The sequence below is a fragment of the Bradyrhizobium sp. OK095 genome (assembly GCF_900109945.1).
In the GTDB taxonomy this organism is placed as follows: Bacteria; Pseudomonadota; Alphaproteobacteria; order Rhizobiales; family Xanthobacteraceae; genus Bradyrhizobium.
Genome location: NZ_FOBX01000001.1, coordinates 383393 through 399539 on the forward strand (window position 1 = coordinate 383393; position 16147 = coordinate 399539).

The window sequence follows — 16147 nt, forward strand, 5'->3', positions numbered from 1 at the left end:
GCCGCGCGAGCGGCTAAGGCATCAATCCGGGTTCGGAGGGAACATATGTCAACGCCCACAGCAGTGGCGCTGGAAGATGCCAAGGTTGCGTTCCATTTGGGGGACGGCCGGGTCTATACGGCGGTGGAGAAGGCGCATCTTTCGGTGGCGCAGGGCGAGTTCGTCGCCATTGTCGGCCCCACGGGTTGTGGAAAATCGACGCTACTCAATGTCGCGGCAGGCCTGCTCAAGCCCGCCGCCGGCAGCGTCAGGATTTTCGACCAGCCGCTTGCGGGGCTGAACCGGGATGCCGGCTATCTGTTCCAGGCCGACGCGCTGTTCCCCTGGAAGACCGCGCTCGACAATGTCGCGATCGGGCTCGAGATCGTGGGCACCTCGCGCGCCGAGGCGTTGGCGCGCGCGCAGAAATGGCTGACCTCGGTTGGCCTCGGTGCCTTCGCCAACCGTTATCCGCACATGCTTTCGGGCGGCCAACGCAAGCGCGTGGCGCTGGCGCAGGTCTTGATCCGCGATCCAAAGATTCTCTTGATGGATGAGCCGTTCGGGCCGCTCGATGCCCAGACCCGCCAGGTGATGGGCAATCTGCTGCTCGACCTCTGGAACGCCGACCGCAAGGCCGTGCTGTTCGTGACCCATGATCTCGAAGAGGCGATCGCGCTCGCCGACCGGGTCGTGATCATGTCGGCCGGGCCGTCCTCGCGCATCATCGGTGACTGGCGCGTGAGCTTGCCGCGCCCGCGCGACATTTTCGAGGTGCGGCTGGACAAGGAGTTCCATGCGCTTCACCGCGAGATCTGGAGCGTGCTCAAGGACGAAGTAATGAAGGGCTACGCGCAATCCACGCAAGCGGCGGAGGCGGTCTGATGTCGCGCCTCACGCTGCTTTCGCTGCAATTGCTGGTCGCCGTGGTCAGCCTCGTGCTGTGGCAGGTGCTCTCCAGCGTCCCGGTGTTCGGCAAGATCCTGCTGCCGCCGTTCTTCTTCTCCAATCCGGTCGACGTGTTCGAACAGATCGTGAAATGGTTTGCGTCCGGCGTGATCTGGAAACATTTGTGGATTACGCTGGTGGAGTCGCTGCTGGCCTTTGTGATCGGATCGGCGGGCGGCGTGCTGGTCGGATTCTGGTTCGCGCGCCAGCCGCTCGTGGCCGCGGTGTTCGATCCCTACGTGAAGATGGTCAACGCGCTGCCGCGCGTGGTGCTCGCGCCGATCTTCGCGTTATGGCTTGGACTCGGCATCTGGTCGAAGGTCGCGCTCGGCGTGACGCTGGTGTTCTTCATCGTGTTCTTCAATGTCTATCAGGGCGTCAAGGAAGTCAGCCGCACCGTGCTCGACAATGGCCGCATGCTCGGTATGAGCGAGCGGCAATTGATGCGGCACGTCTATTGGCCGTCGGCGCTGTCGTGGATGTTTTCCTCGCTGCACACCTCGGTCGGCTTCGCCGTGGTCGGTGCGGTCGTCGGCGAATATCTGGGATCGGCGGCGGGGCTCGGCTATCTCATCCAGCAGGCCGAAGGCATCTTCGACGTCGCCGGCGTGTTCGCCGGCATGTTCGTGCTCTCGGCCTTCGTCATCCTGATCGATTTTGGCGTGACGCTGGTGGAGCGTCGCCTGCTGGTGTGGCGGCCGACCGTGGACGGGCGTGGTTAATCTACCTCGATGGCCTGCTGACATTTATGTGATGGACCGGCCGGAATAGAACGCGCGCCCGCGCGTCATACCCCCATGCAACCACCTGCATGGGAGTTCAGGATGCACCGGTTACAGTTTCGCCGCTTCATTGCGGCGCTCGCAGGCAGATGCCGATGGCCAAAGCCCGGCCTCGGCACCGCGCTGATCGGCGCGCGCATTTTCGTCGCATTCGCGCTTCCCTCGCTCGTGCTCGCGCATGAATCCCTCCCGGCCAGTCCGCCGGCTGCGACGAGCGCCGAGGAACGTGCGTTCCTGGAAGAAAACGAAGCCGCGATGACCAAGATGATGGACGGCATGGCGGCCAAGCCGACCGGTGACGTCGATCGTGACTTTGTCGCAATGATGAATCCGCATCATCAGGGCGCAATCGACATGGCGATCATCGAATTGCGCTACGGCAAGAACGAGCAGCTGCGGCGCATCGCCCAGGAAATCATCGTCGACCAGATGCAGGAGATCGCAGCCATGAAGTTCGCGATCGGCGAGCCGGCGACCGACACGACGCCCGCCCCGACACAGTCGTCGCCTGTTCCTGTCGCAAACATTCATCATCATCCGGGCATGCAGATGGACATGTCCGCCGGAATGAAGAAGTAGGAGCCGTAGATGACGACGTCGCGTAGCAACATCATGAAGAGTGTTTTCCTGGCAGCTACGATGCTCGCCACCGGCTCAGTCGCTTGGGCAGGACAGGCGCCGGGCGCGCTGTCCGCCCCTGACATTCCGATCAGTCATCACGACCGCGTTTACGCGGCGGAGCAGTTCTCGAACACGGTCTCGGTCACGGATCCCGTCGACAATAAGCTGCTCGGCGTGATCCGGCTGGGCGACCCGCAACCCGGCAATTTCAGCCCGCTCTACAAGGGCCAGGTGCTCGTGCATGGCATGGGCTTCTCGCCCGACCACAAGACGCTCGCGGTGGTATCGATCGGCTCCAATTCGGTGACGTTCATCGACACCGCGAACAATGCGGTCAAGCACACGACCTATGTCGGGCGATCGCCGCACGAGGCGTTCTTCACGCCTGATGGTAGGGAGGTCTGGGTCACCGTTCGCGGCGAGAACTACATCTCCGTGATCGATGCGAAGAGTTTTGCGGAGAAGACCCGCATCACCACCCCGAACGGGCCGGGCATGCAGATATTCTCGCCCGACGGCAAATACGGCTACATCTGCTCGTCCTTCAATCCCGAGACCGATGTCGTCGACGTCGCCGAGCACAAGATCATTGCCAAGGTGAAACAGGAGAGCCCGTTCTGCCCGAACATCGCGGCGACGCCGGATGGGAATCAGGTCTGGTTCACGCTGAAAGACGTCGGCCGGACCCAGGTCTTCAATGCCAAGCCGCCGTTCAACGCGATCAAGATGATTGACACCGGCCCGATCACAAATCACGTCAACTTCGCGCACACCGCCAAGGGGACCTTTGCTTACGTGACGATCGGCGGCCTGAACGAAGTGAAGGTGTTCCGCACCGACGATTTCTCGCAGGTCGCGACGATCCCGGTCGGCAGTCTGCCGCATGGCGTCTGGCCGTCCGGCGACGGCACGCGCATTTATGTCGGGCTCGAGAACGCCGATGCCCTCACCGCGATCGACACTGCGACCAACAGCGTCGTGGCGAATGTCCCGATCGGCCAGGCGCCGCAGGCGATCGCTTATGTTCCAGGCGCAGCGCCCAACCCGGATGACCGCCAGAATCTGCAGTCGCTCGGCGTGGCCGGTCAGGTCGCTCATCTGTCGCTTGCGTCAAAGGATGGAAAGGACGCCAAGGCGCCGACCAGCGTCTCGCTGTTCGATCAGGGCCTGATCCAGATTCTGCAGGCTTCGGTGACGGGACTTCAGCCCAAGCAGAAATATGTGCTGGCGCTGGCGGAGCGCAGCGATGGGGGCGGCTCGCTACAGCCGCTGGCGACCTTCATGACCAATCCGGCAGGATCGGCTATCGTCAACGCAGCCGGTCCGATCCGGCAGATCGTCGACCAGTCCGCTGCGGCCGGAAAGCGCTACCTGGTGATCGCCGCAGGAGACGCGGCCGGGACCGGCGAGGCGGTCCAGATCGAGACGCCATGATCCGCCGCAGGGCGGCAAAGAAGGGCAGGCGGAGCGCCTCATGAAGGACATGCTGGTTCAGGTCGAACCACTGATCCCCGCGCTCCGCCGTTATGCGCGCGCGCTCGTGCGCGATCGTGCAGCCGCCGACGATCTGGTTCAGGATTGCCTCGAGCGCGCCGTCAGCCGCTGGCATCAGCGGCGCGACGGCAGCGTGCGTGCATGGCTGTTCACCATCCTCCACAATCTGGCGGTCTCTCAATTCCGCCAGGCAACATCGCGGGGCAGGCATATGCCGATCGACGATGCGGGCGAGCAGGAGCTCGTCAGCGCTGCCGCGCAGGAGCACAGGGTGATCTATCAGGATGTTCTGAACAAGCTTGCAAAGCTGCCGGAAGAGCAGCGGGCTGTGTTGTTGCTGGTTGCAGTCGAAGATCTGTCCTATGCGGACGCCGCGGCGGTGCTTAACATCCCGGTCGGGACCGTGATGTCCCGACTGTCGCGTGCGCGAGAGAGGCTCCTTCAGGAGATGGACGGCGTTGCGCCGGGAAACGTCGTCGCGTTGCGGGGTATGAAATGAGTCAGCGGCCGATCATGGAAGATGATCTCCACGCCTATGTGGACCACGCGCTCGCGCCCGAGCGTCGCGCGGAGATCGCATCCTATCTGGACGATCACCCGGATGTCGCCGGACGTGTCGCGGACTTTGCTGCCCAGCGCGAGCAGCTGCGCGGCGCGCTGTGGTCGATCGCCGGTGAGCCATTGCCGGTCGCGCTGAACCTGTCGCACATCATCGAGAGCAGGAAGCGGCGTCCGTTGCGGGCGTGGGCGGCGATTGCGGCGCTGTTGCTCCTCGGCATCGGGGGTCTCGGCGGCTGGACCATGCGCAGCCTGTTGCAGGACGGTTCGAGCGGACTGTCGGCGTTGGCGCAGGAGGCCGCCTACTCCTATAACGTCTATGCACCTGACCGCGTGCGACCGGTCGAGATACGGGCGTCCAACAGTTCCGAGCTCACGCAATGGGTGTCCAACCGGCTGAAGCAGCCGGTCAAGGTGCCGGATCTCTCCATCTCAGGTTATCGGCTGATGGGTGGTCGCCTCGTTGCAACCTCGCACGGCCCGGCCGCGATGTTCATGTACGACGACGATCATGGCGACCGCCTCGTCGTGCTGACGCGTCCGATGAGCAATCCCCGCCAGGATACGCCGATGCTGCCGCAATCGACCGGCGACGTCGCGGGCTTCGCCTGGGCGGACAGGGGCATGGGCTATACGCTTGTCGGCCAGCTTCCGGCGGACACGCTCAAGCCGATCGCGAACGAGATCCGGAAGCAGGCGCGCCCCATCTAGTCCGGAATTCGCGAAAAGGGGCCCGCGCCTCGGCGCGAGCCCGGAAGTGCTACGGCTCAATCCAAGAGCTTGGTATCGTCGGGCGCCTGCGGCGGGGTCTTGATCGCGATCGCCTTGACCTGTCCGCTGATCGGCTTGGTGCCGCCATGCGGCGTGCCCTTGGGGATGATCACGAGGTCGCCGGGCTTCACCGTCACTTCCTTGTCGCCGAGCCAGATCGTCCCGGTTCCGTCCAGGATGTACTGGATTTCGTTGGTGTTGGGATGCATATGCTTGGGCACGTTGCCGACCTGGATCGAGACGGTGGCGCCGTCGGCGCCCGCGAACATTTTTGAGCGGTAGCCGACATTGTTGGCGGGCCCGAGCGCGTCGCCCTCCATCTCGCCGGTGTGAATGATCTGCGCAGTGACGCTCTCAGCGGCGAGCGCCGGCCGGAGCAGCTGGTTGGCGCCGCATCCGGCGGCAAAGGCGGCGGCGATCGACAGTCCGGCAGCAAGGCGATTCATGGATGATCCTCCCCATCAAAGATTGTTGTTGTACGCCCATGCTATTGCGGCGAAAGGCCAATGGCCAGTGCCACTTAAGCGGTGCTTCTCAAGCCTGTCCCGCTGCTCTATGGTGCCGCCAGCCGAACGGAGGAAACCAATGAAGAACACGATTGCCAGGCTTGCCGGCGCGCTGCTGGCGCTGACGCTCACCACCGGCCTTGCCGCGGCGCAAAGCAAGGTCACCATCGCGATCGGCGGCGGAGCCTGCCTGTGCTATCTGCCCACGGTGCTGGCCAAGCAGCTCGGCGAATACGACAAGGCCGGCCTCAATGTCGAGCTGATCGACCTCAAGGGTGGTTCGGACGCGCTGAAAGCCGTGCTCGGCGGCAGCGCCGACGTGGTCTCCGGCTATTTCGACCATTGCGTCAATCTCGCCGCCAAGAAGCAGGAGCTTCAGGCCTTCGTGGTCTATGACCGCTATCCCGGCCTCGTGCTGGTGGTCTCGCCCTCGCATACGAACGAAATCAAGTCGATCAAGGATCTCGCCGGCAAGAAGGTCGGCGTCAGCGCACCCGGCTCCTCCACCGACTTCTTCCTGAAATATCTGCTCAAGAAGAACGGGGTTGATCCCGCCAGCACCGCGGTGATCGGCGTCGGCCTCGGCGCCACCGCGGTCGCGGCGATGGAGCAGGGCCAGATCGATGCGGCCGTGATGCTCGATCCCTCCGTGACCGTGCTCCAGGGCAGCCACAAGGATCTGCGCATCCTCAGCGACACCCGGACCCAGAAGGACACGCTCGAAACGTTCGGCGGCGAATATCCTGGTGGCGCGCTGTACTCGACGGTGGCCTGGATCAACGGCCACGAGAAGGAAACGCAGGCGCTCACCAACGCCATGCTCGCGACGATCGCCTGGATCCATTCGCATTCGCCCGAGGAGATCATGGCGAAGATGCCCGACGAGATGGTCGGCAAGAACAAGGACCTTTATCTCGCGGCGCTGAAGAACACGATCCCGATGTTCTCCGAAACCGGCAAGATGGACCCGAAGGGCGCAGACGCCGTGCTCGCCGTGTTCAGCGTCGGCTCGCCGGAGGTCGCCAACGCCAAGATCGACGTCAGCAAGACCTTCACCAACAAATACGTCGAGCAGGCCAAGAAGACCACGGGGAGCGCCAAATAACTGACGCGAAGGCGTTGTAATAAGACGTCATGACATCACTGGTCATTCATCGCGTAACGACGCTTGATCTTGCCGTGCGGCCGATCGTCTGGCCGTTCGCCGAAGAGCGCCGCGCCGAGATCGCGGCGCATTTCGCCGAGCAGCAGCGCGAGCGGCCGAAGATATGGAACGGCCGCGTCCTGCTCGGGCGCGATGCCGTTTTCACGGACGGTCACCTTTCTGCGACCTATTTTGAGACCGATTTCGCGAGCTTCCTCGCCTGGCGCGACTGGGGCTTTCCCGACAAGGCCGTGTTCAACGGGTTTGGCATGGGCGCGCTGCTCACATCCGACGGCGCCTTTGTCATGGGCGAGATGGCGCAGCACACCGCCAATGCGGGCCGCATCTATTTCCCCTCGGGCACGCCCGATCTCGACGATGTCAGGGAGGGGACGCTCGACATTCCCGGCAGTGTCGTTCGTGAGCTCGGGGAAGAAACCGGGCTGACCACAGCCGACTACTGGGCTGAGCTGGACTGGCACTGCGTCGTCACCGGGGCGGCGATTGCAATGATACAGGTCCTCAACCTGAATGTGCCGGGCGACGTGGCCCGCTCCCGGATCGAAGACAATCTCGCGCGTGAGGCCGAGCCGGAGCTATCGGCTATTCATCTCGTGCGTGGTGTGAGTGATCTCACTGCGTCCATGCCGCGATTTGTCACGGCCTTCGTCGAGAAGCAGTTCGCGTCGCGCTGACGCGCGAGGCTTGACATCGCTTCGCTCAGCCCATGTGATGGGCCAAAAAGCAAAAGCAAGAAGACTGCAATGCACAATCGTCCAGGGAGGTTTAGATGCGCCTGCGCATGGCTGCCCGCTTGGTACGTGGGCTGTTGGTCGCGATATCAGCGACGGGCTTGATGGCTTCGGCCCAGGCTCAAGAGAAAAAGATCAAGATCGGCGTCGTTTTCGATTTGACCGGACCACTCGCAGGCGGCGGGTCCGAGCTCAACTACGTCGGCGCCAAGATCATCCTCGACCATTTCGCCAAGACCGGCGTCGAGGGCTACAAGATCGAGGCGGTCTATGCCGACGCCCAGAGCAAGCCCGACATCGCCATCAACGAATCCGTTCGCCTGCTGGAGCAGGAGAAGGTCGACATGGTGCTCGGCTTCTTCTCCTCGGCGCAATGCGTGCCCGTGGCCGCGCGCGTCGAGCAACTCAAGAAGTTCATGTGGATGACGACCTGCATTTCGTCGGCCGTGTTCAACGAGAAGGGCTACAAATACGTCTTCCGGCCGCAGGCGAGCGGCGACCAGTTCGGCATGATGACGATGGATTTCATCGCCCAGAACGCCAAGGCGAAGTTCGACAAGGAGCCGAAGGACCTGCGGGTCGCCATCATCCACGAGGATGGCGCCTACGGTGTCGACGTGTCGAAGGGTAACGAAGTCGGCGCCAAAAAGGCCGGCTTCAACGTCGTGATGAAGGAAGGTTACTCCGCCACCGCGCCTGATCTCTCCGCGCTGGTGACCAAGCTGAAGCGCGCCAAGCCTGATGTGGTCTTCCACACCGGCTACAACCCCGACATCACGCTGCTACTGCGGCAGGCCCGCGAGCAGGGCCTTAAGTTCGGTGCGCTGATGGGGCATGGCGCGGGCTACGGCGTCTATGAAAAGCTGAAGGAGGGCATGGGCACGGATGCCGCCTACATCTTCAACACCGACCCGATTTCGATCTGGCTCGCCAACCAGAAGACCATGGACCCCAAACTGCCGCCCGTGATCAAGATGGTCGGCGAGGAGTTCGACAAGATCCGGCCCGGCGTCGCCATTCGTTCCGCCCATGTCGGCATCGGTGCCTCCAATACCTACGTCTTCATGTCCGATGTACTGCCACGCGCGATCAAGAAGTATGGCGGCGTCGATCCTGACGCGCTGCGCAAGGCGGCGCTCGATACCGATATCCCCGAGGGCGGGACCATGCTCGGCTTCGGCGTCAAATTCTATGGCGAGGGCACGCCGATGGCCGGGCAGAACGAGCGGTCATTTCCGGTCGTGATCCAGTATATCGACGACAAATCCTCCGTGGTGTGGCCCAAGAGCCAGGCGCAGCGCGAGGCCGTGCTGCCACTGCCGAAAGGCACCACCTATAGCAACCAGTAGCGGCGGAGAGCTGAGGTGCTGGAGGTCAGCGGACTGGTGAAGCGGTTTGGTGGCTTCACCGCCGTCAACAACGTGTCGTTCAGCGTCGGTCAGGGCGAGATCCTCGGCCTGATCGGCCCCAACGGTTCGGGCAAGAGCACGATCTTCAACATGCTCTCCGGCACGCTGGCGCCGACCTCAGGCTCGATCCTGTTCGCCGGGCATGAGATCGCGGGTCTCGCACCGCACCGGATCATCAACAGCGGCGTCGGCCGCACCTTCCAGATTCCGCGGCCGTTCCGCCGCCTGACCATTTTCGAGAACGTCGCGCTCGCCGGCTTCTACGGCCAGGGCCGACATAGTCGCATCAAGGCTGAGGAAGCGGCCGAGCGGTCGCTTGCGATGGTCGGCCTGCCGACCGATCGCCATGCCAGCGTCGACGGCCTCGGCGCGGCCGGCCTCAAGAAGCTCGAACTCGCGAAAGCGCTCGCCACCGCCCCAAAGCTGCTGCTCGCCGACGAGAGTCTCGGCGGCCTCGACGAGGCCGAGATGTACCAGGCCGCCGACATGCTGCGCAACATCCGCGATGAGCTCGGCATCACCATCATCTGGGTCGAGCACATCATGGGCGTGCTGATGCGCGTCGTCGATCGCGTGATGGTGCTCGACCACGGCGAGAAGATCTCGGAAGGTTTGCCGAGCGCGGTTGCCGGCGATCCGCGCGTCATCGAGGTCTATCTCGGCACCGATGCCGAGACCACACAGGCCGCGGCTGCCGAAGCGCGCCGCCGCGCGGGAGGGCAGTGATGCTGGAGCTTCGCGGCGTCAATGCCGGCTACGGCACCTTCCAGGCGCTGTTCGACGTCAATCTCGACGTCAAGGCCGGCGAAGCCGTCGGCGTGATCGGCTCGAACGGCGCCGGCAAGACCACCTTGATGCGCGTCATCTCCGGCCTGATTCGTCCCTCGCGTGGCTCGATCAGTATGGAGGGCGTCGATGTCGTGGCGACTCCGTCGCACAAGATCGTCAGCCTCGGCATCGCGCATGTGCCGGAGAACCGGCGGCTGTTTCCGCAGCTCACGGTCGACGACAATCTGAAAATGGGCGCCTTCATGAAGGAGGCACGCGGCCATTATGCGGAGCGGCTGGCGGTCGTGTTCGACCTGTTTCCGCGCCTGAAGGAGCGCCGTCATCAGATGGCCGGCACCATGTCCGGCGGCGAGCAGCAGATGTGCGCGATCGGCCGCGCGCTGATGTCCAAGCCAAAGCTGCTGCTGCTCGACGAACCGTCGGCGGGGCTGGCGCCGGTGGTGGTGCAGCAGGTGTTCGAGCTGGTGAAGCGGATCCGTGCAAGCGGCCTGACGGTGTTGATCGTCGAGCAGAACGTGCAGCAGGTGCTGAAAGTCGTCGACCGCGCCTATCTGATCGAGGCGGGCACGATCAGGGCGTCCGGCACCTCGGCCGAGATGCTCGCGAGCGACACGGTCAAGGAAGCGTATCTCGGAGTGTGAGGGGCAGGGCGAGGTTCATGCAGGCATGCAAGCATTTTTGGACATCTTTGACATCTACCTGCTGGAGGCCGTCATCAACGGCATCCTGCTCGGCGGCGTGCTGGCGCTGCTTGCGCTCGGGCTCAATCTGATCTTCGGCGTCATCGACGTGACCTGGATCTGCTACGCCGAGCTGGTGATGATCGGCATGTACGCCATGTATTTCCTGGTGCAGTATTACGGCATCAGCTATTTCATCGCCGCGCCGCTCACGATCCTGCTGGTCGCGATCCTCGGCGCGGCGCTGCACTACCTGGTGATCGCGCCGCTGCTCACCGCGCCGCCGATCAACCAGTTGCTCGCAACCGGCGGGGTGCTGTTCGTGCTCCAGAGCTTTGCCACCGTCGCTTTCGGCATCGACTTTCGCAATCTCGGCATCCGCCTGCCGGTGCTCGCCTTCGGCGAGATGCATTTCAGTTACGCGCGGCTGCTGTCGTTCCTGGCGGCACTGCTCGGCATGGTCGCGGTCTATCTGTTCATGACGAGAACCTTCACCGGCACGGCGATCCGCGCGATCTCGCAGGACCGGCAGATCATGGCGCTGATGGGTGTCGATACCAAGCGCATCTATCTCGTCACCTCCGCGATCGGCGGTGGGCTGGCCGGGCTCGCCGCCTGCCTGCTGGTGCTGCAATATGACGTGCATCCGTTCGTCGGCCTTTCCTTCGGTCCGATCACCTTCCTGATCTGCGTGCTCGGGGGACTCGGCAATTTCATCGGCGGCTTCATCGCCGCCTTCGTGTTCGCGGAGATCATTTCGCTCGGGGGCCTGTTCTCCGATCTCGAATGGGGCTACGTGCTCGCCTTCGCTTTCTTCATCGTCATGATGTTCATCCGGCCCGCGGGCCTGCTTGCGAGGCGCCGATGATGCGGCAGGGGCGGCTTGCAGCATGGGGGATCGGACTGGCGGTGCTGATCGCACTGCCCTTCGTCTATCGCGATCCCTATCATCTGCACATCCTGGTGTTGATCCTGATCTGGTCGTTCGCCTACACATCGTGGTCGATGATGGGACGGTTCGGTCTCGTCTCGCTCGGCCATGGCGGCTTCATGGGGATCGGCGCGTATGTCACGGCGCTCTTGTGGAATCACCTCGGCTGGTCGCCCTGGATCGGCATTCCCATCGGCATGGTCGCGGCCGGCGCGCTGGCGCTGATCGTCGGCTATCCCTGCTTCCGCTTCCGCATCACCGGGCACTATTTCGTGCTGGTGACGCTGGCGCTCTCGGGCATCGTGCTTCAGGTCATCACGGCGACGCGCGACTATACCGGCGGCTCGCTCGGCTATACGCCGAACCGCGCCTCGGGCAACAAGGCGCTGGCACTGCAATTCGACGACAAGATCACCTGGTACCTGATCGCGCTCGGCGTCTGGCTGTTCGGCATCGTGGTCTGGCACTGGGTCGACCGCAGCATGGCACGCTATGCGCTGGAGGCGATCTCGGAGGACGAGGACGCCGCAGCCGCCGCCGGCGTCGATGTCACCGCGGAGAAGCTGAAGATCACCCTCCTCAGCGCGGTGATGACGGCGCTCGCGGGCGCGGTTTACTGCCAGTACCAGATGTTCATCACCCCGGACACGGTCAGCGGCATCGCGGTGTCGCTCCAGATGGTGTTCGCCGCCATCGTCGGCGGCCTGTTCGTCTCGCTCGGCCCGACTGTCGGCGCTGTTATCACCATCCTGCTGGCCGAGACCTTGCGGATCGGCTTCGGCACCAAGGCGGTCGGCTGGGACAACCTCGTCTACGGCGTGCTGCTGGTGCTTTTCATCATATTCCTTCCCAAGGGTATCCTTGGTAGCGTGCTCGACCGACTGAAGCCGCAACGCAAGGTGCCCCGCGCTCATGAGCAAGAAGCCGTCCAAATCGCTCGCCCAGGAACTTGACCGCTACATCACGCCGTTCCGCTACGATGGATCGGGCAAGTTCCACCTGAAGGAGCACAAGACCGACGAGAAGGGCGATCTCGACAAGGACAAGGCGCAGGAGATTCTCGACGCCAACAAGAAGCGTCTCGTCGAATTCCAGGAAAAGCTCTACGCCCAGGATCGCTGGTCGATCCTGATCATCTTCCAGGCCATGGATGCGGCCGGTAAGGATTCCGCCATCAAGGCGATCTTCGAGGGCATCAATCCGCAGGGCTGCGAGGTTTCCGCCTTCAAGGCCCCGAGCAGCAAGGAGCTCGATCACGATTTCCTCTGGCGCCACGTGATCGCATTGCCGGAGCGCGGCCATATCGGCATCTTCAACCGATCCCATTACGAGGAATGCCTGGTGACGCGCGTGCATCCGGAGATCCTCGCCAAGGAGAAGCTGCCGCAGAAACTCCTCACCAGGAACATCTGGAAGGAACGGTTCGAGGACATCTCGGCCTTCGAGCGCTATCTCAGCCGCAACGGCACCGTGGTGCTGAAATTCTTCCTCAATCTCTCCAGAGAGGAACAGCGCGAGCGCTTCCTCGACCGGCTGGAGATTCCTGCCAAGCAGTGGAAATTCTCCATGGACGACATCAAGGAGCGCGCGCTGTGGCCGCGCTATCAGGCGGTCTATCAGGACATCGTCCGCCACACGGCAACGTCTCATGCGCCGTGGTATGTCGTGCCCGCCGACCACAAATGGTTCGCGCGCGTCGTCATCGGCTCGGTGATCAATGCCACGCTCGAAAAGCTCGACCTGCGCTTTCCCCGCGCCGACAAGGCCTCGCTGGCGGAATTCGACGAGGTGCGCAAGGCGCTGGAGAAGGAGGGGAAAGGGAAGCGGACGAAATGAAAACGCGAAACAACCCCATGCACAGTAGGCGGCGATAGTGAAATCAACGGCTTGATCGCCGCGCGTCGTGCATCTACGGATTTTACGAAATTCGTTTGACGCGTCGGGCAAAACAGGGGTATGGTGTCATCATCGCGAGTGTCCCCATAGCCCGTCGATAGCAGCCAGATCACCGACGACGTAGGTGGGCAAAGCGAAGCGTGCCCACCTATCGTCATGATGAGATAGGTGGTGGGCACGGCGCAAGGGCGCCTTTGCCCACCCTACGATTTCAGAGCAAGACGCCGCTTAGTACCCGCGGCCCCACCAGTAGCAGAAGCGCTCGATGTTGGCGGGCAGGCTCGCCTCGTAGTTCGCCCATTTCTCGTATTTCGGCAACTTCACGTCCTTCATCGCGGTGTCGAAGCATTTGCCGGCGTCGGCGGCTTTCTTTACCTCGGCGGAGAGGTCCTCCATGTAGGCGACATCGTCCTCGATGTCCTTCTTGGTGCCGAGGCGGCCGCCGGCATAGGGATGGCCGGGGATCATCCGCTCCCAGTCGAGCGAGCCGAGCTTCTTCAGCGAGGCGATATATTCGACCGGCGAAGCGTTGTCGGGGATGTTGCGGAACTGCACGGATTCGATCGGCGCGAAGTCGACGACGAAGACGATCTTCTCCTTCGGCAGCCGCATCACCAGCGAATTGTCGGAATGGTTGCGGCCGACATAATCGAGTTCGAGCGTGGTGCCACCGAGCTTGATGATCTTCTGGTCATCGACCACCTGGTCCGGCATCACAACATCGGCCAGCAGCGAATTCTGCTTCTTCAGCTCGAGCAGCCGCTCCTTGGTGCGCCGGTGCGCGATGAAGGTGGCGCCGAGATCCTTGAAGGGTTGTCCGCCGGCGATGTGGTCGTAATGGTGATGGCTGTAGATGACGTATTTGATCGGCTGGTCGGTGACCGCCTTGATCGCGTCGATATAGGGCTTTGCGGGGCGCAAATACGAAATCGGGTCGGTCGCGATCACGCCCTTGGGCGTCACCACGAACATCGACTGATGGCCGCCGTAGCGGAAGATGTAGACGTTGTCGGTACCGTCGACCTTCCTGGTCGAGGTCTGCGGCGGCGTCTGCGCGAACGCTGATCCGGTCACGAGGGCCGCGAGTACGGCGATGCAAAATGATGCTTTCATCTCTGGCTTTCTGGAAATGAAGAGAGGCGGGAGAGGGACTATCCCTTCGACACAAACGCTGCGTCGAGGGATTTATTCCGCCCTTTCGCACAGCCAAACTGTCGCGGAACAGCGGGGAACACGTCGCCAAATGTGATTTGAAAGCCAGTGATCTCGCTTGACAGTTTTATGTCACGGGAGGACCATGCGTGTGGTCGCAAACAAGCGACGCGCAACGTCCACCTCATGAGCAAGGGGAGGTCTATGACTCCACCTCCGCAAATCCAGCCGCGTTAAGTGCGATGGAGCTCGTTCGGACTATCGCATAGCGGCTAAAACCGCGAACGGCACGCCGGGTTAAGGTTTAGTGGGCTGCATCAGCGAGGCATAGCCCCTACCTGCCCGGCGCTGTGCGTTTTGAGAACGGCCGCTTTATACTTTCTTCTGCACGCTGAAGAGATCACCGAGCCATTGATAGTAGACCGGCTGCTTGTCGTGCAGCGTCGCGCGGTTGAACGGCGGCTCGCTCAGCGTATGGATTCTTGTCGTGCGGCCTCCGCGCGAGCGGCCGATTGCAGTTCACTGCTCGAAGGTCAAGGGGTTGTTGATCTCGGCGTCGGTGAACGAGGCCGCCATCGGCCGGCGTACGCCGGGCAGCACCGCGACATCGTACAACTCCGTCACCGCGCCCTCGATGCGGATCCATTGCACGATGTCGCCGGAGGCGAGGTTCACGACCTGGACGCCGCACCAGCCGTCGGCATCGCGCTTCTTCATTTCGTCATCGAGCGCCAGCCCGGAAAATGATCCGTCGCGCGACAGCGACAGGCCGACCACGGCGTGGCCATTGTGGAACGCCAGCCCGCGCAGGAAGCCCGGGCAGAACGCGCGCGGCGCGAAGCTGCCGCTGGCGAGATCGACGGTGCCGAGATGTCCGGTGCCGGAGTTCAGCACCCAGAGCTGGTCACCGTGCCAGCGCGGCGAGTGCGGCATCGAGAGTTTCTCGGTGACGACCGCGCCGCTCGCCACGTCGATCACGATGCCGCCTTCGGCCCGCCGCGCCCGCCAGCCATTGACGACGTCGCTGCGGCTGGTCGCGGTGACGAAGGCCGCCTCGCCGTCCCTGACCGCAAGGCCATTGAGATGGCAGCGATCCTCGGCCGCCAGTTTCGAGATGAAGGACGGCTTCCAGAACACCCGGAAGGCGTGCACCGGGGATAGCAGCGACAGGCATGAATAGAGCGTATTGACGAATACGATGCGGCCGTCGCCGAGCACGCTGACATCGTGAATGTCGAGCTCGCCCGTGGTGTGCGCGACGCGCGGCACATAATAGCGGTCGGCGCCATCAGCAGTCTGGCCGGCCGCCAGGACGTTTTCGAAACGCCAGACCTGGAACGGTGTCGCCAACACCAGGCGCTGCGGATCGGCCCACACGCCCATGGCGCGGCCGGTGCCGACCTCGTGAATGGCGAGCCCTCCGGCCCCATCGACGCCCACGAGATAGAGCCGGCCGGTCTGATAGGAGGTGAAGACCAGGCTGACCTGATTGGCCTGGAGCCAGCCCGCCATGCCACGCGAACAGGTGATGTGCGCCGCCGTCAGTTGCGGCAGCCTGGCGTCTGATGAGGTGGGGCTGGTGGGCGCGTCGCTCAATGATTCAGGTCCTTGATTCTCGGGAACGCGCCGTTCGTGCAGCAACATCGGGCGGCGTCTCGCTCAGGCAAGTCTTGTTCCGGCAAGTCTCGCTATGCGGCATCTCTTGCTGCGAAGCAAGTCTCGCGATCGGACTCGT

Annotated in this window: 17 protein-coding genes; 14 read left to right on the forward strand and 3 right to left on the reverse strand. The window is 63.1% G+C overall.

Annotation, left to right across the window (positions count from 1 at the left end; genetic code table 11):
- The first annotated feature begins 45 nt into the window (after nucleotides 1-45).
- The 6 genes from BMW89_RS01835 (at nucleotide 46) to BMW89_RS01860 (ending at nucleotide 5093) form a co-directional block, all read left to right on the forward strand.
- Nucleotides 46-864 carry an ABC transporter ATP-binding protein gene (locus BMW89_RS01835; RefSeq protein ID WP_092022108.1) on the forward strand — a complete coding sequence of 273 codons (819 nt, stop codon included), beginning with the start codon at nucleotides 46-48 and terminating at the stop codon, nucleotides 862-864.
- The gene (locus BMW89_RS01840) at nucleotides 864-1649 is read left to right on the forward strand and encodes an ABC transporter permease (protein WP_092022110.1); all 786 of its coding nucleotides are present in this window, start codon (nucleotides 864-866) and stop codon (nucleotides 1647-1649) included. The genes BMW89_RS01835 and BMW89_RS01840 overlap by 1 nt, the downstream gene beginning before the upstream one ends.
- Nucleotides 1650-1751: 102 nt before the next feature.
- On the forward strand, nucleotides 1752-2288 hold the full coding sequence (locus BMW89_RS01845) for a DUF305 domain-containing protein (protein WP_177195774.1): 537 nt from the start codon (nucleotides 1752-1754) through the stop codon (nucleotides 2286-2288).
- A gap of 9 nt (nucleotides 2289-2297) precedes the next feature.
- Nucleotides 2298-3764 (forward strand): YncE family protein, encoded by a 1467-nt coding sequence (locus tag BMW89_RS01850; protein ID WP_092022114.1) that lies wholly within the window; start codon nucleotides 2298-2300, stop codon nucleotides 3762-3764.
- 40 nt (nucleotides 3765-3804) lie between these two features.
- Nucleotides 3805-4323: a sigma-70 family RNA polymerase sigma factor gene (locus BMW89_RS01855; protein WP_092022116.1), complete on the forward strand. Its 519-nt coding sequence runs from the start codon at nucleotides 3805-3807 to the stop codon at nucleotides 4321-4323.
- Nucleotides 4320-5093 (forward strand): anti-sigma factor family protein, encoded by a 774-nt coding sequence (locus BMW89_RS01860; protein WP_092022118.1) that lies wholly within the window; start codon nucleotides 4320-4322, stop codon nucleotides 5091-5093. The genes BMW89_RS01855 and BMW89_RS01860 overlap by 4 nt, the downstream gene beginning before the upstream one ends.
- A gap of 56 nt (nucleotides 5094-5149) precedes the next feature.
- On the opposite strand, the gene BMW89_RS01865 is transcribed toward BMW89_RS01860, so the two are convergent.
- Nucleotides 5150-5599, reverse strand: coding sequence for a cupin domain-containing protein (locus BMW89_RS01865; RefSeq protein WP_092022120.1), 450 nt, complete (start codon nucleotides 5597-5599; stop codon nucleotides 5150-5152).
- Between the two features lie 139 nt (nucleotides 5600-5738).
- Between BMW89_RS01865 and BMW89_RS01870 the strand changes: the two genes are divergently transcribed.
- The 8 genes from BMW89_RS01870 to BMW89_RS01905 all read left to right on the forward strand — a co-directional run bounded on the left by BMW89_RS01870 (nucleotide 5739) and on the right by BMW89_RS01905 (nucleotide 13200).
- Nucleotides 5739-6764, forward strand: a complete 1026-nt coding sequence (locus tag BMW89_RS01870; RefSeq protein WP_177195775.1) for an ABC transporter substrate-binding protein — start codon at nucleotides 5739-5741, stop codon at nucleotides 6762-6764.
- Nucleotides 6765-6793: 29 nt separating this feature from the next.
- Nucleotides 6794-7498 (forward strand): hypothetical protein, encoded by a 705-nt coding sequence (locus tag BMW89_RS01875; protein WP_092022124.1) that lies wholly within the window; start codon nucleotides 6794-6796, stop codon nucleotides 7496-7498.
- A gap of 95 nt (nucleotides 7499-7593) precedes the next feature.
- Complete coding sequence (locus tag BMW89_RS01880) at nucleotides 7594-8904, forward strand: ABC transporter substrate-binding protein (RefSeq protein WP_092022126.1); 1311 nt, start codon at nucleotides 7594-7596, stop codon at nucleotides 8902-8904.
- Between the two features lie 15 nt (nucleotides 8905-8919).
- A complete protein-coding gene (locus BMW89_RS01885) occupies nucleotides 8920-9690 on the forward strand; it encodes an ABC transporter ATP-binding protein (protein ID WP_092022128.1) in 771 nt (256 codons plus the stop codon).
- Nucleotides 9690-10394 carry an ABC transporter ATP-binding protein gene (locus BMW89_RS01890; protein WP_092022130.1) on the forward strand — a complete coding sequence of 235 codons (705 nt, stop codon included), beginning with the start codon at nucleotides 9690-9692 and terminating at the stop codon, nucleotides 10392-10394. Before BMW89_RS01885 ends, BMW89_RS01890 begins: the two co-directional genes overlap by 1 nt.
- A 25-nt stretch (nucleotides 10395-10419) precedes the next feature.
- Nucleotides 10420-11301 (forward strand): branched-chain amino acid ABC transporter permease, encoded by an 882-nt coding sequence (locus BMW89_RS01895; protein ID WP_092022132.1) that lies wholly within the window; start codon nucleotides 10420-10422, stop codon nucleotides 11299-11301.
- On the forward strand, nucleotides 11298-12317 hold the full coding sequence (locus tag BMW89_RS01900; protein ID WP_092022134.1) for a branched-chain amino acid ABC transporter permease: 1020 nt from the start codon (nucleotides 11298-11300) through the stop codon (nucleotides 12315-12317). The genes BMW89_RS01895 and BMW89_RS01900 overlap by 4 nt, the downstream gene beginning before the upstream one ends.
- Nucleotides 12277-13200, forward strand: coding sequence for a polyphosphate kinase 2 family protein (locus BMW89_RS01905; RefSeq protein WP_092022136.1), 924 nt, complete (start codon nucleotides 12277-12279; stop codon nucleotides 13198-13200). The genes BMW89_RS01900 and BMW89_RS01905 overlap by 41 nt, the downstream gene beginning before the upstream one ends.
- Before the next feature lie 288 nt (nucleotides 13201-13488).
- Here BMW89_RS01905 and BMW89_RS01910 read toward each other — a convergent pair whose 3' ends face one another.
- On the reverse strand, nucleotides 13489-14373 hold the full coding sequence (locus BMW89_RS01910) for an MBL fold metallo-hydrolase (RefSeq protein WP_092022138.1): 885 nt from the start codon (nucleotides 14371-14373) through the stop codon (nucleotides 13489-13491).
- Between the two features lie 558 nt (nucleotides 14374-14931).
- On the reverse strand, nucleotides 14932-16008 hold the full coding sequence (locus BMW89_RS01915) for a TIGR03032 family protein (RefSeq protein WP_092022140.1): 1077 nt from the start codon (nucleotides 16006-16008) through the stop codon (nucleotides 14932-14934).
- Between the last annotated feature and the right edge of the window lie 139 nt (nucleotides 16009-16147).

Coding starts and splice junctions, on each gene's coding strand:
- BMW89_RS01865 (WP_092022120.1), bottom strand. CDS start 5,599: ATGAATCGCCTTGCTGCCGGACTGTCGATCGCCGCCGCCTTTGCCGCC.
- BMW89_RS01870 (WP_177195775.1), top strand. CDS start 5,739: ATGAAGAACACGATTGCCAGGCTTGCCGGCGCGCTGCTGGCGCTGACG.
- BMW89_RS01895 (WP_092022132.1), top strand. CDS start 10,420: ATGCAAGCATTTTTGGACATCTTTGACATCTACCTGCTGGAGGCCGTC.
- BMW89_RS01835 (WP_092022108.1), top strand. CDS start 46: ATGTCAACGCCCACAGCAGTGGCGCTGGAAGATGCCAAGGTTGCGTTC.
- BMW89_RS01880 (WP_092022126.1), top strand. CDS start 7,594: ATGCGCCTGCGCATGGCTGCCCGCTTGGTACGTGGGCTGTTGGTCGCG.
- BMW89_RS01905 (WP_092022136.1), top strand. CDS start 12,277: ATGAGCAAGAAGCCGTCCAAATCGCTCGCCCAGGAACTTGACCGCTAC.
- BMW89_RS01855 (WP_092022116.1), top strand. CDS start 3,805: ATGAAGGACATGCTGGTTCAGGTCGAACCACTGATCCCCGCGCTCCGC.
- BMW89_RS01850 (WP_092022114.1), top strand. CDS start 2,298: ATGACGACGTCGCGTAGCAACATCATGAAGAGTGTTTTCCTGGCAGCT.
- BMW89_RS01840 (WP_092022110.1), top strand. CDS start 864: ATGTCGCGCCTCACGCTGCTTTCGCTGCAATTGCTGGTCGCCGTGGTC.
- BMW89_RS01860 (WP_092022118.1), top strand. CDS start 4,320: ATGAGTCAGCGGCCGATCATGGAAGATGATCTCCACGCCTATGTGGAC.
- BMW89_RS01875 (WP_092022124.1), top strand. CDS start 6,794: ATGACATCACTGGTCATTCATCGCGTAACGACGCTTGATCTTGCCGTG.
- BMW89_RS01900 (WP_092022134.1), top strand. CDS start 11,298: ATGATGCGGCAGGGGCGGCTTGCAGCATGGGGGATCGGACTGGCGGTG.
- BMW89_RS01890 (WP_092022130.1), top strand. CDS start 9,690: ATGCTGGAGCTTCGCGGCGTCAATGCCGGCTACGGCACCTTCCAGGCG.
- BMW89_RS01910 (WP_092022138.1), bottom strand. CDS start 14,373: ATGAAAGCATCATTTTGCATCGCCGTACTCGCGGCCCTCGTGACCGGA.
- BMW89_RS01845 (WP_177195774.1), top strand. CDS start 1,752: ATGCACCGGTTACAGTTTCGCCGCTTCATTGCGGCGCTCGCAGGCAGA.